The organism is Streptomyces sp. NPDC004629 (assembly GCF_042873595.1).
Lineage (GTDB): Bacteria > Actinomycetota > Actinomycetes > Streptomycetales > Streptomycetaceae > Streptomyces.
Map to the genome: position 1 here is coordinate 60,455 of NZ_JBIALO010000019.1, position 23,808 is coordinate 84,262.

The 23,808-nt window shown below is 72.5% G+C and carries 18 protein-coding genes and 2 pseudogenes; 9 read left to right on the top strand and 11 right to left on the bottom strand.

The genetic code is table 11. The features are described 5' to 3' along the window. Positions 1-443 precede the first annotated feature (443 nt). Both ACFYTE_RS26940 and ACFYTE_RS26945 read right to left on the bottom strand, forming a co-directional pair. On the bottom strand, positions 444-2,063 hold the full coding sequence (locus tag ACFYTE_RS26940; protein ID WP_388715442.1) for an ABC transporter permease: 1,620 nt from the start codon (positions 2,061-2,063) through the stop codon (positions 444-446). Then, positions 2,060-2,998: an ATP-binding cassette domain-containing protein gene (locus ACFYTE_RS26945; RefSeq protein ID WP_388715445.1), complete on the bottom strand. Its 939-nt coding sequence runs from the start codon at positions 2,996-2,998 to the stop codon at positions 2,060-2,062. The genes ACFYTE_RS26940 and ACFYTE_RS26945 overlap by 4 nt, the downstream gene beginning before the upstream one ends. A 73-nt stretch (positions 2,999-3,071) precedes the next feature. On the opposite strand from ACFYTE_RS26945, the gene ACFYTE_RS26950 reads away from it, so the two are divergent. Continuing rightward, positions 3,072-3,605, top strand: coding sequence for a GbsR/MarR family transcriptional regulator (locus ACFYTE_RS26950; protein WP_388715448.1), 534 nt, complete (start codon positions 3,072-3,074; stop codon positions 3,603-3,605). Between the two features lie 32 nt (positions 3,606-3,637). Here the strand turns inward: ACFYTE_RS26950 and ACFYTE_RS26955 are convergent. Further along, positions 3,638-4,180, bottom strand: a pseudogene (locus ACFYTE_RS26955) (ABC transporter permease); the annotation flags it as partial. Positions 4,181-4,284: 104 nt separating this feature from the next. Further along, positions 4,285-5,148: a diacylglycerol kinase gene (locus tag ACFYTE_RS26960; RefSeq protein ID WP_388715451.1), complete on the bottom strand. Its 864-nt coding sequence runs from the start codon at positions 5,146-5,148 to the stop codon at positions 4,285-4,287. A gap of 197 nt (positions 5,149-5,345) precedes the next feature. On the opposite strand from ACFYTE_RS26960, the gene ACFYTE_RS26965 reads away from it, so the two are divergent. Further along, the gene (locus tag ACFYTE_RS26965) at positions 5,346-6,629 is read left to right on the top strand and encodes an adenylosuccinate synthase (protein WP_388715454.1); all 1,284 of its coding nucleotides are present in this window, start codon (positions 5,346-5,348) and stop codon (positions 6,627-6,629) included. Between the two features lie 121 nt (positions 6,630-6,750). Here the strand turns inward: ACFYTE_RS26965 and ACFYTE_RS26970 are convergent, their stop codons facing one another. The 6 genes from ACFYTE_RS26970 to ACFYTE_RS26995 form a co-directional block, all read right to left on the bottom strand. After that, the gene (locus ACFYTE_RS26970) at positions 6,751-6,975 is read right to left on the bottom strand and encodes a hypothetical protein (RefSeq protein ID WP_388715457.1); all 225 of its coding nucleotides are present in this window, start codon (positions 6,973-6,975) and stop codon (positions 6,751-6,753) included. Positions 6,976-7,021: 46 nt separating this feature from the next. After that, positions 7,022-7,870 carry a poly-gamma-glutamate hydrolase family protein gene (locus tag ACFYTE_RS26975; protein ID WP_388715460.1) on the bottom strand — a complete coding sequence of 283 codons (849 nt, stop codon included), beginning with the start codon at positions 7,868-7,870 and terminating at the stop codon, positions 7,022-7,024. Positions 7,871-7,921: 51 nt separating this feature from the next. Next, positions 7,922-8,572, bottom strand: a complete 651-nt coding sequence (locus tag ACFYTE_RS26980) for a hypothetical protein (protein ID WP_388715462.1) — start codon at positions 8,570-8,572, stop codon at positions 7,922-7,924. Between the two features lie 80 nt (positions 8,573-8,652). Next, complete coding sequence (locus tag ACFYTE_RS26985; protein WP_388715465.1) at positions 8,653-11,079, bottom strand: dolichyl-phosphate beta-glucosyltransferase; 2,427 nt, start codon at positions 11,077-11,079, stop codon at positions 8,653-8,655. Beyond that, positions 11,076-11,768: a GntR family transcriptional regulator gene (locus ACFYTE_RS26990; RefSeq protein WP_388715704.1), complete on the bottom strand. Its 693-nt coding sequence runs from the start codon at positions 11,766-11,768 to the stop codon at positions 11,076-11,078. The genes ACFYTE_RS26985 and ACFYTE_RS26990 overlap by 4 nt, the downstream gene beginning before the upstream one ends. A gap of 110 nt (positions 11,769-11,878) precedes the next feature. Then, entirely contained in the window at positions 11,879-13,234 is a 1,356-nt protein-coding gene (locus ACFYTE_RS26995) for an aspartate aminotransferase family protein (RefSeq protein WP_388715468.1), read from the bottom strand. A 244-nt stretch (positions 13,235-13,478) separates the two neighbouring features. On the opposite strand from ACFYTE_RS26995, the pseudogene ACFYTE_RS27000 reads away from it, so the two are divergent. Continuing rightward, positions 13,479-14,403, top strand: a pseudogene (locus ACFYTE_RS27000) (serine/threonine-protein kinase); the annotation flags it as partial. Positions 14,404-16,534: 2,131 nt separating this feature from the next. Further along, positions 16,535-18,064 carry a substrate-binding domain-containing protein gene (locus ACFYTE_RS27005; protein ID WP_388715471.1) on the top strand — a complete coding sequence of 510 codons (1,530 nt, stop codon included), beginning with the start codon at positions 16,535-16,537 and terminating at the stop codon, positions 18,062-18,064. Between the two features lie 96 nt (positions 18,065-18,160). Here the strand turns inward: ACFYTE_RS27005 and ACFYTE_RS27010 are convergent, their stop codons facing one another. Further along, positions 18,161-18,910 carry an SLATT domain-containing protein gene (locus ACFYTE_RS27010; protein WP_388715474.1) on the bottom strand — a complete coding sequence of 250 codons (750 nt, stop codon included), beginning with the start codon at positions 18,908-18,910 and terminating at the stop codon, positions 18,161-18,163. Positions 18,911-19,155: 245 nt separating this feature from the next. Here ACFYTE_RS27010 and ACFYTE_RS27015 point away from each other — a divergent pair, with 245 nt between their 5' ends. The 5 genes from ACFYTE_RS27015 (at position 19,156) to ACFYTE_RS27035 (ending at position 23,393) form a co-directional block, all read left to right on the top strand. After that, positions 19,156-19,500: a YbaB/EbfC family nucleoid-associated protein gene (locus tag ACFYTE_RS27015; RefSeq protein WP_351731398.1), complete on the top strand. Its 345-nt coding sequence runs from the start codon at positions 19,156-19,158 to the stop codon at positions 19,498-19,500. A gap of 95 nt (positions 19,501-19,595) precedes the next feature. Continuing rightward, positions 19,596-20,195 carry a recombination mediator RecR gene (recR, locus tag ACFYTE_RS27020; protein WP_388715478.1) on the top strand — a complete coding sequence of 200 codons (600 nt, stop codon included), beginning with the start codon at positions 19,596-19,598 and terminating at the stop codon, positions 20,193-20,195. Further along, a complete protein-coding gene (locus tag ACFYTE_RS27025; RefSeq protein ID WP_388715481.1) occupies positions 20,188-20,847 on the top strand; it encodes a DUF5063 domain-containing protein in 660 nt (219 codons plus the stop codon). The genes recR and ACFYTE_RS27025 overlap by 8 nt, the downstream gene beginning before the upstream one ends. A gap of 219 nt (positions 20,848-21,066) precedes the next feature. After that, on the top strand, positions 21,067-22,344 hold the full coding sequence (locus ACFYTE_RS27030) for an aspartate kinase (protein WP_388715484.1): 1,278 nt from the start codon (positions 21,067-21,069) through the stop codon (positions 22,342-22,344). Continuing rightward, entirely contained in the window at positions 22,341-23,393 is a 1,053-nt protein-coding gene (locus ACFYTE_RS27035) for an aspartate-semialdehyde dehydrogenase (RefSeq protein ID WP_388715486.1), read from the top strand. Before ACFYTE_RS27030 ends, ACFYTE_RS27035 begins: the two co-directional genes overlap by 4 nt. The last annotated feature ends 415 nt before the right edge of the window (positions 23,394-23,808 follow it).

A 23,808-nucleotide genomic window follows, 5' to 3' on the forward strand; every position in this document is an offset into this window, starting at 1 on the left:
CCCGGCCACATCACACCCGCACCCGTCCATGGGCGCGCCGTGTCACGGCGAGTGTTGGTCCTGGGGGTGATGGCGGGGGGTTGTGGTGGCGCCCTGGAGGGGCGCGGGGAACTGCGCGCTCGGCCACATCACACCCGCACCCATCCATGGGCGCGCCGTGTCACGGCGAGCGCCGGACCTGGGCGTGATGGCGGGGGGTTGTGGTGGCGCCCTGAAGGGGCGCGGGGAACTGCGCGCCCGGCCACATCACACCCGCACCCGTCCATGGGCGCGCCGTGTCACGGCGAGTGTTGGTCCTGGGGGTGATGGCGGGGGGTTGTGGTGGCGCCCTGTGAAGGGGCGCGGGGAACTGCGCGCCCAGCCACATCGCACCCGCACCCGGCCATGGGCGCGCCACGCCACGGCGAGCGCCCGCGCCGCGCAAGCACAGCGCACGCGTCCCGTCAGGTCGTCACGTCGCGTCGGCGCAGGGCCGCAAGCCCGGCTCCGACCAGGGCCACGGCCAGCACCAGGAGGACGAGCACCGGGCCCCACCGCATCGGGCCGCCCGGCAGCTTGGGCAGATGGCCGAACGGGGACAGGTCGAGCACCGCCTGCGGAACGTCCAGCGCGGGACCGACCCAGCCGATCAGCAGCACCGCACCGGCGACCCCCCAGGCCGCCATCGCGCCGCGCGGCAGCACGCCGTACAGGAGGACCGCGAGTCCGCCCACCACCCAGACGGCGGGCACCTGCACCAGGCACGCCCCGAGGATCGGGCCGACCTGCCTGCCGTATCCGGCGGCGAAGCCCAGTCCGGTCAGCAGCATGAGCAGCGCCACCCCGCCGAAGGCGATCGTCAGATGGCCCGCGGCCCAGCGCAGCCGGCCCACCGCCCCGGCCAGCACGGGCTCCGCCCGGCCGGCGGTCTCCTCGCCGTACAGCCGCAGGACGGACGAGACGACGTACAGGGCGGCGACGAGACCCATGATCCCGACCATCGAGGCAAGGAACGCATCGGTGATCCCGGACTGGCCGCCCATGCGCTCGAACATGTCCCGGGCCTGCTTGTTGTCGCGGACCAGGTCGGCCGCGCCGTCGGTCATCCCGCCGTAGACCACTCCGGCCAGGAAGAAGCCGATCGACCAGCCGAGGACGCTGCCCCGCTGGAGCCGCCAGGCCAGTGCGCCGGCCGTGCCGAGCCGCCCCCGGGCCGGTCCCGGCAGGGTCGGCAGGAAGCTCATGCCGGTGTCGCGGCGGCCGGCGAGCACATAGGCGACGGCCGCCTGTGCGGCCACGGCCGCGGCGACCAGCAGCAGGACCCACCAGCGTTCGTCGGCGAAGGCCCGCAGGTTCTCCAGCCAGCCGAGCGGGGACAGCCAGGTCAGGACGGAGGAGCCGTCGTCGGACGCCGAGTCGCCGGCCGCGCGCAGCACGAAGGCGGCGCCGAGCACGGCCGCGGTCAGACCGCGGGCCAGCCGTGCGCTCTCCGTGAGCTGGACCACGATCGCCGCGGCCGTCGCGAAGACCATGCCGACGCCGGCGATGCCCAGGCCGAGGGCGAGCGCCCCGAGGCCGCCGTGCCCGGCCAGGCCGGCGACGAGCAGCAGCGCCAGTACCGCGTTGGCGACGACCGCGGCCAGCAGGCCCGCGGTCAGCGGGGCGCGGCGGCCGACCATGCCGGACGAGACGAGTTCCTGCCGCCCGCTCTCCTCCTCGTCCCGGGTGTGCCGGACCACGACGAGCAGGCTCGTCACCGCGGCGAGGGCGCCCGCGTAGATGCCGACGCGCCAGGCCGTCAGGGCGCCCAGCGAGTCGTCGAAGACCGGGCCGATGAGCGCGCGCAGGGAGGGGTTGGTGTCCATCTGGTGGAGCAGGTCGGCGCGCGCGGCGGCGGTGCCGTACAGGCTCGTCAGCGACTTCGGCATGGACAGGACCATCAGCGCGTTCACCGCGACCCACACCGGGATCATCACGCGGTCGCGGCGCAGCGCGAAGCGCAGCAGTACGCCGGTGCCGGCCAGGTGACGGGAGCCGCCGGTCCGGGCGTTGCGGGCGTGCGGGGAGAGGGTGGCGGCGGTCACCGTGCCACCTCGTCGGTCTCGGCAGGCCCGGCGGTGTTGCCGGCTTCGTCGGTCTCGTTCTCGTAGTGCCGCAGGAACAGTTCCTCCAGCGTCGGCGGGGTCGAGGTCAGTGAGCGCACGCCGGACTCGCTCAGCGAGCGCAGGACCTCGTTCAGCTTGTCCGTGTCGACCTGGAGGCGGACGCGGTGGCCCTGGACGTCGAGGTCGTGGACGCCGGGCAGGTGCGCGAGCCCGTTCGGCGGGCCCGCGAGTTCGGCACTGACGCTGGTCCGGGTCAGATGGCGCAGGTCGGCCAGGGAGCCGGTCTCGACCGTGCGGCCCTTGCGGATGATGCTCACCCGGTCGCACAGTTCCTCCACCTCGCTGAGGATGTGCGAGGACAGCAGGATCGTGCGGCCCCGGTCGCGTTCCTCCTCGACGCAGCGCTGGAAGACCGCCTCCATCAGCGGGTCGAGGCCGGACGTCGGTTCGTCCAGGATCAGCAGGTCGACGTCCGAGGCGAAGGCGGCGACCAGGGCGACCTTCTGCCGGTTGCCCTTGGAGTAGGTGCGGCCCTTCTTGGTGGGGTCCAGTTCGAAGCGCTCGATCAGTTCCGCGCGGCGCCGCGGGTCGAGCCCTCCGCGCAGGCGGCCGTAGAGGTCGATGACCTCGCCGCCGGAGAGGTTGCGCCACAGGGTGACGTCTCCGGGCACGTAGGCGATGCGCCGGTGCACCTCGACGGCGTCGGTCCACGGGTCGCGGCCGAGCACCTGTGCGGCGCCCGAGTCGGCCCGCAGCAGGCCGAGCAGGACCCTGATGGCGGTGGACTTGCCTGCGCCGTTGGGGCCGAGGAAGCCGTGCACCTCGCCGGTCTCGGCCTCCAGGTCGAGGCCGTCCAGCGCGTGGGTGCGGCCGAAGGACTTGTGGAGCCCCGAGACCGTGATTGCCTTCGTCATGGTTCGGAACGTACGCTTCTTTCAGAAAATTGTGAAGTTAAGGAAGTGTATAAACCGCGGGTAGGGTGAAGGTATGGCGGAGTCAGGGGCGGTGGGGCGGGACCCGGAGGCAGTCTCGCGGTTCGTGGAGTCCTTCGCGGCGCAACTCGTCGAGGCGGGCGTGCCGCGCATGCCGTCCCGGGTGTTCGCCGCGCTGCTCGCCTCCGACACCGGCACGCTGACCTCCGCCGAGCTGGGGGAGCAGCTGAGGATCAGCCCCGCGGCCGTCTCCGGCGCCGTGCGCTATCTGGCCCAGGTGCATCTGGTCTCCCGCGAGCGGGAGCCCGGCTCGCGGCGGGAGCGGTACCGGGTGCACAACGACCAGTGGTATCAGGCGCTCACCAGCCGCGACGCGATCATCAAGCGCTGGGAGGACGCCCTGCGGGAGGGCGTGGCCGGCCTGGGCGCCGCGACCCCGGCGGGCCGCCGGCTGGCGGAGACCCTCGCCTTCTTCGAGTTCATCGAACAGGACGTGGCGGGCATGATGGAACGCTGGAGACTGCACCGCGAGCGGCTGTATCAGAGAAACACCCCCGACCACCGCGCCCCGGCCCGCTCCGCCGACTAGGCCGCGCCCTCGCCCAGCGGCTGCGAGGCCGGCTACGCGGGGAGCGTGCCGTTCTGTGCCGCCTTGCGGTGGCGTGTGGACAGGCGGGAGCCGGACTCGCGGCGGGCGGCGCGGCGCAGCAGGGGCACCGCGAGCAGGAACCCGAGGACCGCCCAGGCGGTCAGGATCAGGGCGACCGTGGGCAGTTCCCAGGTGCCGGCCGCCTCGGCGGTCCGTGCCGTGTCGGGGAGCAGCGCCGAACACAGGCCCCGCGCCATCCACTTGAGCGGGAAGACCGCGGCCACCTGCTGGACCGGGACGGGCAGCGAGGTGATCGGGAACACGGTCCCGGAGGTGAACAGGACCCCCATCGTCGGCAGCATGATCAGCGCCAGTGCCTCGCGGGGGTTGGGCAGCACCGCGCCGATGGCCGCGCCCGGCGGTACGACGGCGAGCAGCCCGAGCGTGGTGACCCACAGCAGCGTCAGTCAGCCGCCCGGCCCGTGCGGCAGCGGCCCGTCCACCAGCAGCGCCGCGGCCGCCGGGAGCAGGGCCATGGTGCCGATCGCCACGACGACCACCAGCAGGCACGACGACCAGCAGCAGGCATGTGGCGACGAGGCAGGCCGGGTCGGGCGGCGGACCTACCCTCGGCTTACCTGGAAGGCAAGTAGACGGCTCGTCGGTGCGAAAGCCGGGGTCAGGGCAGCTTGGGAGGGAGGGTCAGGGTCCAGGCTCGTTCCCGCAGGGTCCAGGTGCGGCGGCGGACCGGGCCCGTGACGCCCGCGTCCGTCCGGTAGCGGAAGTCCGTCCCGGTCACGGTCACCGTGCGCCCCGACACCCGCAGCGCGGACGCCTCCGCGCCGACCGACACCGGCCGCACCTCCACCTCGGCCCGCCCGGCGGTGCCCGGCGTCACCGACACCGCCTCCACCGGCTGGTCCAGGTCGACGAGCGTCGCCCCGTCGACCTCCACCCGCAGCCGGGCGGGGCCGGGCGGGGGCGGGGCGAGCCGGGACGGCCGGGGCGCCAGGGTCCGTACCAGCGACCGGTACGTCGAGCGCAGCCACGGACGCCCCGAGACGGCGGTGGCGCCCACCGGCTCCGCAGGCCCGTCCTCGCGCGGCGCGAGCGGCGGAATCCGCAGGGCGCCCAGCACCACCCCGTCGCTGTCGTCCACCAGCAGGTCCAGGCGGCGCTCCGCCCCGTCCAGCACCGCCCGGGCGGCGGCCACCGCACCGGTCGGCACCCCGAGCGTCTCCGCCAGCGCCAGCGCACCCCCCACCGGCACCATGGACAGCACGCATCCGGCCAGCTCCCGCTGCCGGTGCAGCAGGGACACCGCCCGCACCAGCGCGCGGTCGTCGCCGACCACCACCGGCCGCCGCGACCCGCGGCGTGCCAGCGCCCGAGCGAACTCCTCCGGACCGTCCGGCAGGCACACCTTCGTGGTCGCACCCGCGCTGAGCACGTCTTTCGCGATGCGAACGGACTCTCCGTCGGTCCGCCGGGCAACCGGATCGATGATCACCAGCAGCTGATCGGGCGTCGCGAAAGTCGCCACCTCGGTCCTGCCTCGCTTCCTCGGGTAGCATCTTTGTGCAAGAGCCCCTTGCGCTATTGCGCCAGGGGCTTCGTCTATTCCGGGGCATCCGGTCCGACGGTTGTGCGGCCAACGACGGTCGCGGTGGTACGTGGCGGTGAACCCTACGCGTGCGCCCCTGACCTTGGACATGCCCCGCCCGGAAGGGGTGTACGCGCGTGCCCGCACTTGTGCTGCTCGGTGCTCAGTGGGGTGACGAGGGCAAGGGGAAGGCCACCGACCTGCTCGGCGGCTCGGTGGATTATGTCGTCCGGTACCAGGGCGGCAACAACGCCGGCCACACCGTGGTCGTCGGTGACCAGAAGTATGCACTCCACCTCCTTCCTTCCGGAATCCTCTCCCCCGGTTGTACGCCGGTCATCGGCAACGGCGTCGTCGTCGATCCGTCGGTCCTGCTCTCCGAGCTGAGCGGTCTGAACGAGCGCGGAGTCGACACCTCCAAGCTGCTGATCAGCGGCAACGCGCACATCATCACCTCGTACAACGTCACCGTCGACAAGGTGACGGAACGCTTCCTCGGGAAGCGGAAGATCGGCACGACGGGGCGCGGCATCGGCCCGACCTACGCCGACAAGATCAACCGCGTCGGTATCCGGGTCCAGGACCTGTACGACGAGTCGATCCTTCAGCAGAAGGTCGAGGCGGCGCTCGACGTCAAGAACCAGATGCTGACCAAGCTCTACAACCGGCGTGCCATCACCGCCGACCAGGTGGTCGAGGAGCTGCTGGGCTACGCGGAGCAGCTCAAACCGTATGTCGCGGACACGGTGCTGGTCCTCAACCAGGCGCTGGAGCAGGACAAGGTCGTCCTCTTCGAGGGCGGGCAGGGCACGCTGCTGGACATCGACCACGGTACGTATCCGTTCGTCACCTCCAGCAACCCCACCGCGGGCGGGGCCTGCACCGGTGCCGGGGTCGGCCCGACGAAGATCAGCCGGGTCATCGGCATCCTCAAGGCGTACACGACCCGCGTCGGGGCCGGGCCCTTCCCGACCGAGCTGTTCGACGAGGACGGCGAGGCGCTGCGCCGGATCGGCGGCGAGCGGGGCGTCACCACCGGCCGGGACCGGCGCTGCGGCTGGTTCGACGCGGTGATCGCGCGGTACGCGACCCGGGTCAACGGACTGACCGACTTCTTCCTCACCAAGCTGGACGTGCTCACCGGCTGGGAGCGGATCCCGGTCTGCGTCGGCTACGAGATCGACGGCCGCCGGGTCGAGGAACTCCCGTACTCCCAGACGGACTTCCACCACGCCAAGCCCGTCTACGAGACGCTGCCGGGCTGGTCCGAGGACATCACCAAGGCCAAGTCGTTCTCCGACCTGCCGAAGAACGCGCAGAACTACGTCAAGGCGCTGGAGGAGATGTCCGGCGCACCGATCTCCGCGATCGGCGTGGGACCGGGCCGGGACGAGACGATCCAGATCAACTCGTTCCTGTAGCAGGGCGGTTCGCTCCCCGGAAACGGGGAGACGGCCACCGGCACCGGCGGGGCGCTCGGACACACTCCGGACACCCCGCCGCTCCGTGTGCTCCGTGCGCTCAACTCCCGGCCCGCGGCCGTCAGCAGACCTCGCCCACCACCACGGCGACCGGCTGGGCCGGTACCGCGCACAAGGCGATCAGCGGCACCGACGCCTGGCCCACGGTGGCGAGCAGACAGAGCGCTCGACGGCTCCGCCGGCCGGCTCGGGCGCCGGCCCACTCGGCGCTCCCGGCGCTCCCGGTGCTCCCGGCGGTCGTCGGCGCGGTCGTCGGCGGCTGTCGCGGCCGGGGGACTGCGTCCACCGCGGTTTCCTGTGCCCCGTATGCCCCGTATGCCCCGTGGGCTTCGTCAGAGGATGACCTGGGACGGGTCCGCTTCCATGCGGGCCACCGCCGCCCGTACCGCGTCCGCGAATGTCCAGAACTCCGCGTTGACCGAACCGGCCCTGCCCTTGATGGTGTTGGTGCCGAACATGGCCGCCCGCAGCTCGGTCGTCAGTTCCAGCTGCGCGCCCATGCCGAGCAGGGTCCGGTTGCAGATGTTGTCCGGCGAGAGCCCGGCGATGTCGTCGTCGGCGGACGCGTCGATCGTCTGGACGCCCGCCGCGTCCAGCGCCTCGCCGAGGAACCGGCGCAAGGCGGTGTTGCGGCCACCGATCACCACCGCCTCGGGACGGGACGCGGGGGCGCCCGCCTGGGCGGCCGTACAGCCGTGCACGCTCACCACGTTGAGGGCACCGGCCGCGAGCGCGAGGGCCACACGGTCGACGCAGTGTGTGGACGTGACGTGGAGTTCGGAGTTGCCGCTGGATCTGATGCCCTCGAACATCCAGTAGTCGTGCAGCGGCGCCCCCGTCCCGTAGCGCGGGGAGAGGTCCTTCGGGTCGTAACCCGCTATGCCCAGGCACAGTTCGGAGGTGCCGCCCTCGATGCCGCCGCCGTGCAGGGCGAGGATCGAGGTCCGCCCGTACGAGCCCGGCGCCCCCGCCTGGTCGTCGTCGGTGTACGCGTGGCGCCGGTAGCGGCGGGCGAAGTCGATGCCCTCGCGCCCGGCGAGCCTCCGGTAGAGGTCCGTGTTGGAGGCGTACAGGTCGCTCGCGGCGGACGCGGGCGCGGCACCGAGCGCGGGGGGCAGCGCGGTGCCGAGTCCGGCGGCGGCGAGGACGGTCAGGACGGAACGCCGGGAAGTCGTGATCACCTTGCCGATGATGACAGAGGGCGCGCCCGCCCTCCCCGGGATGGCGGGCCGTCAGCTGAAGACGATCATCGAGCCCTGGGCCAGGCTCCGGGTGGCCGCGGCGTGCAGGCCGAGCCAGACGTGCCGTTCACGGGCGAACGGGCTCGGGTCGTACGGCGCGGGCACGGCCGGCTCCTCCAGTTCCGTGGGCGCGCTCGGCGGTTGGGGGGCGGCCGGCGGGTTGGCCGGGTCGATGCCGATCGCCGGTGCCACCTGCTCCAGCTCCCGCAGCAGCGCCTGCGATGAGCCCAACGGGCCGCCGCCCGCGAGCAGTTCGTCGCTGGACAGCGGCTGCGGGAAGTCGACCGGGACGTAGGCGCCGGCATGGTCGTAGTGCCAGACCAGGTGCGACTGCTGGGCCGTCGACTCGAACATCTCCAGCAACTGCTCGTAGTCCCCGCCCAGTTCGTCCACCGGGGTCACCGGCAGCCCGCACACCTGGAGCAGATGGGCCCGGCGCAGGAAGTGCAGCGCGTCGTAGTCGAAGCCGGCCACCGGGGCGACGTCCCCGGACAGGCCCGGCATGTACTGGTACACCGGCACCGGCGGCAGTCCGGACTCGGCGAGCACCTTGTTGTATTGCGCGAGTTCCTCGGCGAACGGATTGTCGGGGGTGTGGCACAACACGTCGACGAGCGGCACCAGCCACAGGTCACAGGCCAAAGAGGGCTCCTCGCATCGGCACGCGGCGCGCTGGCGCGCACAGCAGGTGGTCAGGGAAGGGTAGTCGGTGCGGCGCGGGGTCAGCTCCCCTCGTGCAGGTCCCATACCCACACGCCGCCGGTCCACTTCCCCGGCCTGCCGGTCAGCTTCGTCACGGCCTCGCGCAGCGGACCGTCGTTGGTCTGCGGGGCCAGCACCAGGGCGCCCGCCTTCCAGTACGCGAAGTCCCGCCGGGCCTGCGCCCGCCAGTTCGTGCCGATCTCCGGTACGACACCCCTGTAGCGCACGTCGCGCAGCATGTTGGAGGTGTAGCGGGGGGAGGCGCCGTAGATGCCGGTGCGGTCCTCGCCGTAGGGGCCGTTGAAGTAGCCGCCGGGCAGCTTGAAGCCGAGGCCGGCCGCGGTCTGCCAGTGCAGCGCCTCCGCGGCACCGGGATCGGGCAGCGGCACCGGGACGAGCGACTCACCCGGGCGGATGTACGGCTTCCACCTCCCGTCCGCGATGAACGCGGGCACCGGCGCCCGCGGCACGGACTTCAGCGGCGCCGGGACCAGCGGCAGCAGCGCCAGGGCGACGCCGAGCAGCCCGACGTACTGGGTCGCCGCGGCGCGCATCGCGGCCAGCCGGTCCACGGCGATCGCGAGCAGGATGCCCAGCGCGGGCGCGCAGATCATCGCGACGCGGCCCTCGATGACCGACTCGAACAGCGGCAGATGGGCGAGCGCCGCCCACGGGCCGGGGAAGACGGTGTCGGTGAGCGGGATGCGGACCTTCGGGCCGAGCGACAGCAGCGCGGCGGCCACCGCCGTGAACGCCAGCGCCTTGACCAGGGCCCGCTCCCACAGCCGTACGACGATCGCGAAGGCGAGGGCGACCAGCGGCCAGCCGTAGAAGGCGTTCTGCTCCGTGGGATTGAGCGAGAGGGACCCCGCGACCTGCGCGTCGCCGGCGAGCAGGGAACGCTCGGCGAAGGCGAGCAGCGCAAGGGGGCTGTTGCCCGCGTTCTCGCCGTGCAGGACGCTGTGGTAGCTCTGCGGGCCGGCGAACTGCCAGTACAGCGGGAAGGCGACCAGCGGCACACAGACCGCCGCGCCGATCAGCAGCCCCTTGCCCAGCGGCCGCCAGGCCCGCCGCGCCACGTCCCGGCGGACGACCGCGTACCCGGCGGCGAACAGCAGCATGCCGACCGAGGCGAGCAGCAGCGGCTCCTCGCCGAGGAAGACCTGGTACGTCGCCATCAGGCCCAGCACGATCCCGTCCCGCACCACCCGGGTGCCCGCGCACAGCCGCAGGGCCCGGTCGATGATCAACGGGATCATGAACAGGACGACGAAGTTGGGGTGCGCGTTGGCGTGGCTGACCATCGGCGGGGCGAAGGCCGCCAGCGACGCGCCGAGGAACGCGGCGGCCCGCTGCCGCACCACCCGTTTCACGATCAGCCAGTACCAGGCGGCCGCGGTGGCGGCCAGCCCCAGCGCCATGCACACGCTCAGCGAGACCGCCGGTCCGGCCAGCAGGGTGAGCGGCGCGAACGGCACGGACAGGCCCAGCATGACCGTGTTGGCCATCAGGTTGACGCCGTCGGGGAAACCCTGAAGGTCGGTGAAGAGCGGATTGCGCAGATGGGCCATGTTGTCGGCCGTCACCGCGAAGAACCACTCCCACTGGTTCTGGTCCTGAAGCGAGTCCGGGAGGTAGCGGTGGGCCGGGTCGAAGAGGCGGCCCGAATACAGGAGGACCGCCATCAGCAGGAACAGGACGGCCGCCAGCAGATCGGCGGGGCGCAGCGCACGGGCCCGCAGCCGGGCCAGGTCGGCCAGCACGCGCGCGTAGTCGAGCGGGCCGATCTTCGAACCGGGCTGGTGGCTCCAGCGCACCGGGACCTCGGCCATCGGCCAGCCCGAGCGGTGGAAACGCTGGAGCACCTCCACGTCGATGCCCCAGCCGTCCAGCCGGGAGTCCGCGAACGCCGTGCGCGCCCGGTCGCCGTCGAACAGTTTGAAACCGCACTGGGTGTCCCGTATGCCGGGCACCGCGGTCGCGCGTATCAGCAGGTTGCCGGCCCGGCCGAGCCATTCGCGGACCCGGTGCTGCCGGTGGGCGATGTCCGCGCCCGGCACGGACCGCGAACCGATCGCCACCGCGTTCCCCTCGCTGAGCGCCTTGTCCAGCCGCTCCAACTCCTCGATGGGGGCGGCCAGGTCGGCGTCGGTGACCAGCACCCGCCGGCCGCGCGAGTCGGCGACCCCGAGCCGCAGGGCGTGGCCCTTGCCGCGGTTGCGCGGGGCGCCGACCAGCCGGACCCGCGGATGCCCGAGCCGGGTGACGACGTCCCGGGTGCCGTCGGTCGAGCCGTCGTCGGCGACGACGACCTCCCACTCGCCCCAGCGGCCCTCGGTCTCGCCCAGGTAGCCGGTGATGGCGGTGAGGGTGGGACCGAGGCGCGCCTCCTCGTTGTAGGCGGGGACGACCACGGTGAGGTCGACCACCCCGCTACGGCCGCTCACCGGCCCGCCAGTTGCTCGATGACGGCGAGGGAGTGCGTGTTGTAGGCGGTGACGACCGCGCGGGCTCCGGCGGCGTCCCGCCGCGTCAGCGCGTCGACGAGTTCCGTGTGGCCGGACCACAGCAGGCCGCGCAGGTCCGGCAGGCGGCGCAGGTGCTGCACCGCGCACACCCAGGACAGCAGGCGCAGCCGGTGCAGGAAGTCGGCGAGGTAGGGGTTGCCGAACAAGGCGCTCAGCTCGCGCCAGAAACGCAGGTCGTAGCCGATGAGCACGCCCAGGTCGCCGGCGCCCGCCGCGCGCCCGGCCTCCTCGCCGCGTCGCCGGACCGTGGTCAGGGCCGCCACGGTCCGCTGGTCGGCCGAGTCCTGGAAGGCGCCGTGGCCCTCGGCGAGGGCCCGGAACATGCCGTCGGTGACCAGACTGCGGGCCTCGATCATGCCCCGGTAGTCGGTCAGCGAGTACTCCGGGACGTGGAAGCCGCGGTGCTGGTCGGCCTCCAGGATGCCCTGCGCGGACAGGTCGACCAGCGCCTCCCGGACCGGGGTCGCCGACACGCCGTACTGTTCGGCGATCTCCTTCACCGTGAACTCCCGCCCCAGCTGGAGCCGGCCGGCGAGCACTTCGTCACGCAGCGCGTCCGCGATCTGCTGGCGCAGGGTGCTGCGCGTCACGGCGCCGTTGCCGGGCATGGTCGGCGACCTCTCCTCACACGTGCGGGTGACGTACTCGCTTATGTCTACGAGCACGCCACCTTACGCGTTCGGGTTGCGCCCGGTGGGAATCGGTGCTGCGCAGACGCTCACTCCGTGTAGGTGTCGGCCACGCTCAGGGCCGCGTCCAGGGCCGCGAAACCCTCCTTCAGCTCGGCCTCGGAGACATTGCAGGGCGGCACGACATGGGTGCGGTTCATGTTGATGAAGGGCCACAGGCCGTGCCGCTTGGCGGCGGCGCCGAACGCGGCCATCGGGGCGTTCGCCTCGCCCGCCGCGTTGTACGGCACCAGCGGCTCCCGGGTCTCCCGGTTCTTCACCAGGTCGAGCGCCCAGAACATGCCGACGCCGCGCACCTCGCCCACGCTGGGGTGCCGCGCGGCCAGCTTGCGCAGCCCCGGCTCCACCACGGACGCGCCCAGCCGCCGCGCGTTGGCGACGACGCCGTCCTCCTCCATCACGGTGAGGGTGGCGACGGCGGCGGCGCAGGCCAGCGGATGGCCGGAGTACGTCAGACCGCCCGGATAGGCGCGCTTGCCGAAGGTCTCGGCGATCTCCCCGGAGATGGCCACGCCGCCGAGCGGCACATATCCGGAGTTCACGCCCTTCGCGAAGGTCATCAGGTCCGGTACGACGCCGAACAGATCGGCCGCGAACCACTCACCGGTCCGCCCGAACCCGGCCATGACCTCGTCCAGGACGAAGACGATCCCGTACTTGTCGCACAGCTCCCGCACGCCCGCGAGGTAGCCAGGCGGCGGCACCATGACGCCCGCCGTGCCCGGGATCGTCTCCAGCACGATCGCGGCGACGGTGCCCGGACCCTCGAAGGCGATCGTGGTCTCCAGGTGCTCCAGCGCCCGGGCGCACTCCTGCTCCTCGGTCTCGGCGTAGAAGCGGGAGCGGTAGAGGAACGGCGCCCAGAAGTGGACGACCCCGGCGGACCCGCTGTCGGAGGGCCAGCGGCGCGGGTCGCCGGTGACGTTGATCGCCTGCTGGGTGCCGCCGTGGTAGGAGCGGTACGCCGACAGCACCTTCGGGCGGCCCGTGTGCAGCCGGGCCATGCGGATGGCGTGCTCGATCGCGTCGGCGCCGCCGTTGGTGAAGAAGATCTTGTCGAGGTCGCCGGGCGTCCGCTCGGCGATCAGCCGGGCCGCCTCGGAGCGGGCCTCCACCGCGAACGCGGGCGCGAACGTGGTCAGGGATCCGGCCTGCTCCTGGATCGCGGCGACCACCTTCGGGTGCTGGTAGCCGACGTTGGTGAAGACGAGCCCGCTGGTGAAGTCCAGATACCGCGTGCCGTCGTAGTCCCAGAAGTACGACCCTTCAGCGCCGGCCACGGCGAGCGGGTCGATGAGGTCCTGAGCGGACCAGGAGTGGAACACATGCGCGCGGTCCGCGGCCTTCACGGCGGCGCCGGCGTCGGGGCGGGGCTGAGGGGTCATGCCTGTGAGCGTAGAGGCCGGGGCCGCGGGCCGGACATCGGCGTCCTGTTCCGTGGCCGGGGGGTTTCCGCGACAGGTTGTCGACGCCGGCGGCCTCGTCCCGCCCGGGACCGGTCCCGGCGGCGGGTCGCGCCGCGCCCGGACGGGGGCATGCCGGAACCGCGCGGACCACCCCGGGCGACTCCTTCCAGGGCCGCACTATTCTCGGTCCGAGGCTGACGTACGGGGGGGAGGCGGCGGTTCCGTGGAGAAGCTGGGACCTGGGGATCCGCGCGGGATCGGGGCGTACCGGCTGCTGGCGCGGCTCGGCGCGGGCGGGATGGGGCACGTGTACCTGGCCCGGTCGGATCGGGGCCGTACCGTCGCGGTGAAGCTGGTGCGCGAGGAGCTGGCCGAGCAGGAGGAGTTCCGGGCGCGGTTCCGGCAGGAGGTGCGGGCCGCCCGGCGGGTCGGCGGCCACTGGACGGCGCCGGTCCTGGACGCGGACACCGAGGCGGCCGTGCCGTGGGTGGCCACCGGGTACGTCGCCGGGCCCAGTCTGGAGCAGGTCGTCGGGCGCGAGCACGGCGCGCTGCCCGAGCGCACGGTGCGTATCCTCGCCGCCGGGCTCGCGCACGCGCTCCAGGACATCCACGCCGCCGGGATCGTCCACCGCGACCTCAAACCGTCCAACGTGCTGGTGACCATCGACGGGCCGCGGGTCATCGACTTCGGGATCGCGCGGGCGCTGGAGACCCTGGCCGGGGACGGGCTCACCCGCACCGGCTCGCTGGTCGGCTCGCCCGGTTTCATGGCGCCCGAGCAGGTGCGCGGCGACCGGATCACGCCCGCCTGCGACGTCTTCTGCCTCGGCTCGGTGCTCGCCTACGCGGCGACCGGCGCGCTCCCCTTCGGCGGCGCCGGCAGCGGGATGCATGCCCTGATGTTCCGCATCGCCCAGGAGGAACCCGACCTCGCGGGCGTCCCCGAGGGCATCGCCGACCTCGTCCGCGAGTGCCTGCGCAAGGACCCGGCCGCACGGCCGACGCTGGACCGGATCCTGGAACGCACCGGCGCGGAGGACACGGTGTCCGACGGCCGCTCACGCGACCCCTGGCTGCCCGCCACCCTGGTCGCACAACTCGGACGCCACGCGGTGCAGTTGCTGAACACGGAGAACCCAGAAACCGCCCCCACCTTGAACGCCCCTACGGGCGCGACGGGCGCGGGTGGCGCTGGAGGCGCGGGTCAGGTGGGTGCGGCGGGTGCTGGCGGTGCGGCGGGTGCCGGTGGTGCTGGGGGTGTGTATCCGGCGGATGCCGGTGGCGCGGGTGGCGTGGGTCAGGTGGGTGCGGCGGGCGCCGGGGGTGCTGGTGCGGCGGGTGCCGGTGGGGCTGGGGGTGTGTATCCGGCGGGTGCCGGTGGCGCGGGTGGCGTGGGTCAGGTGGGTGCGGCCGGTGCGGCAGGTGCCGGGGGCGTGGGTCGGGCGGGTGCGGTGGGTGCCGGTGGTGCTGGAGGCGTGGATCCGGCGGGTGCGCTGGGTGCGGCCGGTGCGGCGGGTGTTCACGACGCGGACGGCGCTGGGGGCGCGGATCGGACGGGTGCGGCGGGCGCTCAGGGCGCGGGGGCGCCGGGCGGGCACCCGGCGGGGGGCGGTGATGCGCCCGCCCGGGACGGCGACACGGCGGTCCAGGACCGGATGCCGTTCGTCCCCGAACCGGCGGCTCCCCGTCCGACCGCTCCCGCTCCGGGCGTTCCTGGTCCGGCGGCTCCCGCTCCGGACCTCCCCGGCCCGGGGGCTCCTGCTCCGGGCGTTCCCGGCCCGGGGGCTTCCGCTTCGGCCGCTCCTGCTTCGGCCGTTCCCGCTTCGGGCGTTCCTGGTCCGGCGGCTCCCGGTCCGGGCGCTCCCGGCCCGGGGGCTCCTGCTCCGGGCGCTCCTGCTTCGGCCGTTCCCGCTCCGGGCGTTCCTGGTCCGGCGGCCCCTGCTTCGGGCGTTCCCGGTCCGGGGGCTTCCGCTTCGGGTGTCCCGGTGAGTCCTGGTCCGGGGGCTTCCGGTTCCGCCGCTTCCGTGTCAGGTGTTCCCGCTCCGGGCGTTCCTGGGCCGGGGGCCCCTGCTTCGGGGGTTTCTGGGCCTGCGGCTCCTGCTTCGGGTGCTCCCGGTCCAGGCGGTCCCGGCTCGGGCGCTTCGGCTTCGGGCGCTTCCGCTTGGGGGGTTTTCGGTTCGGGTGTCGCCGGTCCGGGGGGCTCCCCGGAGCACGGGCCTGTCGTGGATGACGTCGCGCCGCCGTGGCCGGGGAACTCGGCCGGGGGGCCGCCGGGCGGCCATCTCCCGACGGTGGCCGCAGGCCATACGCCCGCGCCCGGCGCGCCCCCGGCGCACTCCGGGTACGGGCCTGCGGGTGTTGCCGGTTCGTACGGCCACGGCCACCCGCAGCAGCACCCCCAGCCGGCCGGGTACGGCTATCCGCACCAGCCGTACGCCGGCGGCCTCGGCTCCACTCCGCCGTACGGCCCCCCGCCGATCGGCCCCTACGGACCGGGCGCCGGGCAGGAGCCCGAGCGGCGCAGCGGCCGGTCCACGGCGCTGCTCGTCGTGATCGCGCTGGTCGTCGCGCTCGCCGCCGGCGGCTCGGTGTACGCGCTGCTGAACGGGGACGGCGCCACCGACGACAAGGGCGGCGGCGGGGCCGCCACCTCCGCCCCGCCGACCGGCGGCGGACCCACCGGCGGGACGCCGTCGCCCACGGACCCGGCGCCGACCTCCTCGGCGCCCGCGGACGGCGTGGTCCCGGCCGCGTACCTGGGCACATGGGAGACGTCCATCGAGAACGCCGCCGGGCACAACACCCGCGAACTCACCGTCGCCCAGGGGAAGGTGGGCGACACCGTGCTGACACTGGTCGCCGACGGGCCGGCCGAGGGCGGCGGCACCTACCACTGCGTGTTCGAGGCGAGGCTGGCCGAACAGCCCGGCGGTGACGGCCCGTTGCGGGTCGGCCCGTCCACCGTCGCCTCCGGCGAACCGCTGTCGTCGTGCAGCCCCGGTGAGGCCACCCTGGTCACGCTGCTGCCGGACGGCCGGCTGCGGCGCACGGCGCTGGGCGGCGGGGAGAACCTGACGTACACCCGGCGGTGAGCGCGGCGGGCCCGTGGTGCGGCGGGCGCACGGCTGGTCCGTGTGCCGGCCGCCGTGCGCCGAACTCCCGTTTCGCGCAGGGCGGTTGAACGTCCGGAGAACTTCTGCGTACCAGACCGGAATGTCCGCTCCCGTGCGCGTACGGTGACCCCACTTTGACTCCGGGGAGTGGCGGGGGCACCCACATGGAGTGGTTGAGCACGGAGAACGTCGTAGCCGTCGGGACGGCGGTGCTGGGCATCGTCGCGTCGGCGGGCATGGTCTGGTACGAGCGCCGCGTGCCGCGCCGAAAACGGATCGGCTACCGCGTCCAGATGGACAACCCCATCGGGGACGACGAGGGGTCGGGCCGACTCAACCGCCGGCTGGGCCTGTTCGACGAGGCGCCGGACATGGCGGACGCCACGCTCGTGCTGCTGCGCGTGGAGAACGACGGCTCGCAGGGCATCGACCGGGACGACTACACGGGGCCCGAACAGCACGGTCTGACCGCGGTGTTCACCGACCGGACGGTGCGGGGCGTGTCGGTCACCCAGCCGACCCACACCGACCACCTGATGGACCACTTCACCCCGGACCGGGGCTTCTCCTACTCCGGCAACAGCCTGCGCATCCCGCGTGTCCCGCTCAACAGAGGGGACCACTTCAAGCTGCTGGTGCTGCTGTCGGGCGGCGAGGTCGGGCGGCCGATACGGATCACGGGCGGCATCCGGGACGGCGAGGTCCACCCCAACCGCTCGGCCACGCCGGACGACAAGCCGCCGCTGTTCAGCCGGGCCTCCCGGCTCATCACCATCATGCTCACCGTCTGCGTCGTCACGCTCGCCACCATCGTCGTGGCCCGGGACGACACGCCCCCGCCGATCGGCTGCGCCAAGGGCTCGCTGACCGCCACCGGCTCCACGGCGTTCGCGCCCGTACTGCGGGAGGTGGCGGACAAGTACGAGGCGGACTGCGTGGACTCGGCGGTCACCGTGGACCCGCACGGATCGACGGCGGGCATCCGGGAACTGGACGCCACCGGGACCCAGTGGCACAAGAAGGGCTCGCCGCCGCTCGTCGCCCTCTCCGACGGCCCCAAGCCGAACGACATGCCCGAACTGCGCGAGAACCGGATCGCGGTGTCGGTCTTCGCGCTGGTGGTGAACGACAAGGTGGGCCTGAAGAACCTCACCACGGCCCAGGTGCGGCGGCTGTACCGCGGCGACATCACCAACTGGAGGCAGCTGGACGGCCCGGACCTCAAGGTCCACCTCGTCAGCAGGGACGCCAACTCCGGTACCCGGCAGGTCTTCCAGCGGCGGGTGCTCGGCCGGGGCGAGATGGCCAACTCGTCCGTGGACTGCGTCACCGTGGACGATCCGACGGCGACGGTGCCGCGCTGCGAACTCGACTCAACGGAGCAGGTGCTCACCCAGGTGGCGAAGCTGCCGGGCGCCATCGGCTACAGCGAACTGAACCGCGCGGACTCCACGGCGGGTCTGCACGTCCTGAGCCTCGACGGCGACGCCCCGTCGGTGGACGACATTGAACACGGCGGCAGCCCGTACCCGTACCGGGAGATCGAGTACGCCTACACCTACGGCCAGCCGCCCGCCGACTCCCTGGTCTCCAGCTTCCTGACCTACCTCTCCCGCGGAAACGGCCAGGACATCATCCGCACCCACGGCCATGTCCCCTGCTGGACCCCCGAGGGAATGAAACTCTGCTCGTGACCCGAACACCCTGAGGGACGCCTGGGCCGTCGTCGGCGCGGGATCACCGGGATCACCGGGATCACCGGGATCATCGGGGCCACGGGGCTACCGGGATCACCGTGGTTCCGGGGGGCGTTGGCGGGGCATGTTGGGGCGGGTGGGCGTGCCGGGCGGGGTGGGGAAGCGGCTCGGGGTGCCCGGGGTGTCGGGGCGCGGGCCGGTGGGCAGTACCACCTGGAGACCGAGGGGAGCCGTTCCGGTGCGGAACTCCACCATCCAGTCCGCCGTCTCCGTCCGCACCAGCTCGGTCACGTCCTCCGAGAAGCGCCGCAGCACCCCGAGGCACCGGTCGGCGGCCTCCGCCGCCGTCCCCTCCGCAGGTCCCAGCACCTCGCGCACGCTCTCCGACGCCCAGTCGAACTGAAGCGCCTGAAGCCGCCGCTGCACGGCCTGCGCGGTCGCCACGTCCCGCATCCACCCGGACGTCACCCCGAAGAACCGGTCGACCCCCAGGCAGGCCACCGCGAGCACCAGGGCCAGATACCCCCAGGGCGCCGCCCCGGCCACCACCCCGGTCAGATCCAGCAGGGGCAGCGCGGCCCCGCCCACCGCGCCCGCCGCCGCCCCGGCCCGCAGCCCCCGCGCGGCCCGCCGCTTCCACACCCGGTCCGCGAGATACCACGCCGCCGTCTCCAGCGCCCCCCGTTCCACCCACCGGTACAGCTCGTCGAGCCGCTCGATCGGCTCCGCCCAGTCCCCGAGCGGAAAGGCCCGGCCGGCCAGGTCGCCCGGACGCAGCCCGGCCGCGCCCTCGCCCCGCCCGTCCTGAGGCGGACCCTCGGGCTGCATCTCCGGCTGACCCACCCGGCACTCCCTACTGATCACGACCGGTCACGTTGTGTGACATCGGATGCTGACGCGCGGCGTCCTTCCTACCGCCCAATGGGTGGCGAAGGTGGCGCTTTCGCTGCTTTTCCGCCCGGAAGGGGGCCTTGATCAGGTATAGGAGTCAGCACGTTCTCACTCGAAAGAGTGGCGGGGCGAGGGCCGCGTGGACCACGTAGGCTCGTGCTCAGCGGAGGAAGACGAGATCGAACCAGGAGCTGATCGTGATTCCCGGTGGTGGCCAGCCCAATATGCAGCAGCTGCTCCAGCAGGCTCAGAAGATGCAGGAGGAACTCGCGAAGGCCCAGGAGGAACTGGCGAACACGGAGATCGCCGGGCAGGCGGGCGGCGGCCTGGTGACGGCCACCGTGACCGGCGCCGGCGAACTGCGGGCGCTGAAGATCGACCCCAAGGCGGTCGACCCGGAGGACACCGAGACCCTAGCCGACCTGATCGTCGCCGCCGTCCACGCGGCCAACGAGAACGCGCAGACGCTCCAGCAGCAGAAACTCGGCCCGCTCGCCCAGGGCCTGGGCGGCGGCAGCGGCATCCCGGGTCTGCCGTTCTGACGTTCGCCACCGGCAGGACACCCGTACCGCCTTCCTAGGACGGGCGGCAGCCATCTACCGTACGTACCGGGAAAGACTCCAGGAAGGGCACTCCGTTGTACGAAGGCGTGGTCCAGGACCTCATCGACGAACTGGGGCGGCTGCCCGGCGTCGGTCCCAAGAGCGCGCAGCGGATCGCCTTCCACATCCTGCAGGCCGAGCCGACGGACGTACGGCGGCTGGCCCAGGCGCTCCTGGAGGTGAAGGCGAAGGTCCGCTTCTGCGCGGCCTGCGGGAACGTGGCGCAGGAAGAGCTGTGCGCGGTGTGCCGGGACAACCGCCGGGACCCCTCGGTCATCTGCGTGGTCGAGGAGCCGAAGGACGTGGTGGCGATCGAGCGGACGCGTGAGTTCCGCGGCCGGTACCACGTGCTCGGCGGCGCGATCAGCCCGATCGAGGGCGTGGGCCCGGACGACCTGCGCATCCGGGAGCTGCTGGCCCGCCTGGCCGACGGTACCGTCACCGAGCTGATCCTGGCCACGGACCCCAACCTTGAGGGCGAGGCGACGGCCACGTACCTCGCCCGCATGATCAAACCCATGGGCCTGAAGGTCACCCGCCTGGCCAGCGGCCTCCCGGTGGGTGGCGACCTGGAGTACGCGGACGAGGTCACCCTCGGCCGCGCCTTCGAGGGGAGACGACTCCTAGATGTCTGACGCCACGCTGCACGCCACGACGCAGAACCCGGACGACTTCGCGGTCCAGATCGCGGACCAGGTGGAGAGCTTCCTGGTGGCCGTCACGGAGGTGGCGAAGGGCGACGAGCCGGACTCGGCGGTCCCCTTCCTGCTCCTGGAGGTCTCCCAGCTCCTGCTGGCCGGCGGGCGCCTCGGCGCGCACGAGGACATCGTCCCGGACGAGCGCTACGAGACCGACACGGGCCCGGACCCGGACGTGGACGAGCTGCGTGAGAACCTCGCCCGGCTGCTGGAGCCGGTCGACGTCTACTCGGAGGTCTTCGACCCCTACGAGCCGCGCACCGCGCCGGTGCCCGCCCGTATCTCCGACGACCTCGCGGACGTCGTCACCGACCTGCGGCACGGCATGGCGCACTACCGCGCGGGCCGCACCACGGAAGCGCTGTGGTGGTGGCAGTTCTCCTACTTCTCCAACTGGGGCTCCACCGCCTCCGCGACCCTGCGTGCCCTGCACTCGGTCCTCGCGCATGTCCGGCTCGACCAGCCCCTGGAGGAGCTGGACGGCCTCGACACCGACCAGGGCGTGGGCGACGACACCCTGGAGATCGAGGCGGGCCGCGTGATGCAGCAGGAGATCGCCACCCCACTCGGACTGCGCTCGCGCCGGTAGCGGGGCGCCGCCCAACCGTGAGCGCCGTGGAACGCCGTGGAACGCCGTGGAACAGGGTGAAATTCAACGCGTTGTCTTCAGCCGCGCGATAGTGGGCAGGGACTCACCGGACAGCGCTCGGCGCGGCGACCGGACATCTCACCATGCGGTACTCGGGAGGGGAATTTCGGGCGCTCGTTAGACTGGGCGGGCAATCGACGGAATGAGCGAGGAGCGCACGTGGGCCTTGTCGTGCAGAAGTACGGAGGCTCCTCCGTAGCCGATGCCGAGGGCATCAAGCGCGTCGCCAAGCGGATCGTGGAAGCGAAGAAGAACGGCAACCAGGTGGTTGTGGTCGTTTCCGCGATGGGCGACACGACGGACGAGTTGATCGATCTCGCCGAGCAGGTATCCCCGATGCCTGCGGGGCGTGAGTTCGACATGCTGCTGACCGCCGGAGAGCGTATCGCCATGGCCCTGCTGGCCATGGCGATCAAAAACCTGGGGCACGAGGCCCAGTCCTTCACCGGCAGCCAGGCAGGCGTCATCACCGACTCGGTCCACAACAAAGCCCGGATCATCGACGTCACCCCGGGCCGCATCCGTACGGCGCTGGACGAGGGCAACATCGCCATCGTCGCCGGTTTCCAGGGCGTCAGCGCCGACAAGAAGGACATCACCACGCTCGGCCGCGGCGGGTCCGACACGACGGCCGTGGCGCTCGCCGCCGCGCTCGACGCCGAGGTCTGCGAGATCTACACCGATGTGGACGGTGTGTTCACCGCCGACCCGCGCGTGGTGAAGAAGGCCCGGAAGATCGACTGGATCTCCTTCGAGGACATGCTGGAGCTGGCCTCGTCCGGGTCGAAGGTGCTGCTCCACCGCTGCGTGGAGTACGCCCGCCGGTACAACATCCCGATCCACGTCCGTTCCTCCTTCAGCGGGCTCAAGGGCACGTGGGTCAGCAGCGAGCCCATCGAGCAAGGGGAAAAGAAGGTGGAGCAGGCCATCATCTCGGGTGTCGCGCACGACACCTCCGAGGCCAAGATCACGGTCGTCGGCGTGCCCGACAAGCCCGGTGAGGCGGCCGCCATCTTCCGTACGATCGCCGATGCCGAGATCAACATCGACATGGTCGTGCAGAACGTGTCCGCCGCGGCCACGGGCCTCACGGACATCTCCTTCACGCTGCCGAAGACCGAGGGCCGCAAGGCCATCGACGCCCTGGAGAAGAACCGTCCGGGCATCGGCTTCGACTCCCTGCGCTACGACGACCAGATCGGCAAGATCTCCCTGGTCGGCGCCGGTATGAAGACCAACCCCGGGGTCACCGCGGCGTTCTTCGAGGCGCTGTCCGACGCGGGGGTGAACATCGAGCTGATCTCGACATCCGAGATCCGTATCTCGGTGGTCACCCGGGCCGACGACGTGCCCGAGGCCGTCCGCGCGGTGCACAGCGCCTTCGGTCTCGACTCCGACAGCGACGAGGCCGTCGTCTACGGGGGCACCGGCCGATGACCGTACGCCCGACGCTCGCGGTCGTGGGAGCGACCGGAGCCGTCGGCACGGTCATGCTCCAGATCCTGTCCCAGCGCGCGGACGTCTGGGGCGAGATCCGTCTGATCGCCTCGGCGCGCTCGGCCGGCCGCAAGCTGGCCGTGCGCGGCGAGGAGGTCGAGGTGGTGGCCCTGTCCGAGGAGGCCTTCGACGGCGTCGACGTCGCCATGTTCGACGTACCGGACGAGGTCTCCGCGCAGTGGGCGCCGATCGCCGCCGCCAAGGGCGTGGTGGTGGTCGACAACTCCGGCGCGTTCCGGATGCACCCGGACGTGCCCCTGGTGGTGCCCGAGGTCAATCCGCACACGGCCCGGGTCCGGCCGCGCGGCATCGTCGCCAACCCCAACTGCACGACCCTGTCGATGATCGTCGCCCTGGGCGCGCTGCACGCCGAGTTCGGGCTGCGCGAGCTGGTGGTGTCGTCGTACCAGGCGGTGAGCGGCGCGGGCCGGGCCGGCGTGGAGACGCTGCGGGCCCAGCTGTCCCTGGTCGCGGGCACGGAGCTGGGGACCAGCCCCGGTGATGTGCGACGGGCCGTGGGGGACAGCACCGGGCCGTTCCCGGAGCCGGTCGCGCTGAACGTGGTGCCCTGGGCCGGGTCGCTGCGGGAGGACGGCTGGTCCTCGGAGGAGATGAAGGTGCGGGACGAGTCCCGCAAGATCCTCGGACTGCCGAAGCTGCCGGTCGCCGTGACCTGTGTGCGGGTGCCGGTGGTCACCACGCACTCGCTGACCGTGCACGCCCGTTTCCAGGGCGAGGTCACCGTGGACGGCGCCCGGGAGATCCTGGCCACGGCGCCGGGCGTCGTGCTGTTCGACAATCCGGCCGCCGGTGAGTTCCCCACTCCCGCCGATGTGGTGGGCACCGACCCGACCTGGGTGGGCCGGGTGCGGCGGGCGCTGGACGACCCGACGGCCCTCGAACTCTTCGTGTGCGGCGACAATCTGCGCAAGGGAGCGGCGCTCAACACCGCGCAGATCGCGGAGTTGGTGGCGGCGGAGTTTTCGTGAGAGTGCGGCGACGCCGGAAATGCCCTGGCCGCCGGCGGATCCATTTGTAGGATCTGCGGAGAGATGTGGCCGGAAGCATGGTCCGGACCTCTTGAACTGGATGCTCCCGGCGTCCGAAGATTTTCCTCCCCGCCTTCCGCAACCGCGTGCAAGGCGGGGAGCGTCTTTGCTCTCGCTCCTTCGGGGCGTTGTGCTCGCCCCGCCGGGGCGTGGGGGACGCGATGATCCAGGCGTGGGGACGCCGTGATCAGGGCGTGGGGACGCCCGTTCATATGGGACACAGGGGAAGAACGGGGCGTATGGCGACATATGAGGCACTGTCGGGCGTGCTGCCCGCTGCGAAGAGATCGTCGGCCACGCCGCCCGACGCGAAAGTGACGTCCGGCACGTACAACCCCTTCGGGGGTGAGCGTGT

Excerpts from the sequence above, each read along its gene's own strand:
- ACFYTE_RS26950 (WP_388715448.1), top strand. The coding sequence starts at position 3,072 with ATGGCGGAGTCAGGGGCGGTGGGGCGGGACCCGGAGGCAGTCTCGCGG.
- ACFYTE_RS27025 (WP_388715481.1), top strand. The coding sequence starts at position 20,188 with ATGTCTGACGCCACGCTGCACGCCACGACGCAGAACCCGGACGACTTC.
- ACFYTE_RS27005 (WP_388715471.1), top strand. The coding sequence starts at position 16,535 with ATGGAGTGGTTGAGCACGGAGAACGTCGTAGCCGTCGGGACGGCGGTG.
- ACFYTE_RS27035 (WP_388715486.1), top strand. The coding sequence starts at position 22,341 with ATGACCGTACGCCCGACGCTCGCGGTCGTGGGAGCGACCGGAGCCGTC.
- ACFYTE_RS26945 (WP_388715445.1), bottom strand. The coding sequence starts at position 2,998 with ATGACGAAGGCAATCACGGTCTCGGGGCTCCACAAGTCCTTCGGCCGC.
- ACFYTE_RS26995 (WP_388715468.1), bottom strand. The coding sequence starts at position 13,234 with ATGACCCCTCAGCCCCGCCCCGACGCCGGCGCCGCCGTGAAGGCCGCG.
- ACFYTE_RS26990 (WP_388715704.1), bottom strand. The coding sequence starts at position 11,768 with ATGCCCGGCAACGGCGCCGTGACGCGCAGCACCCTGCGCCAGCAGATC.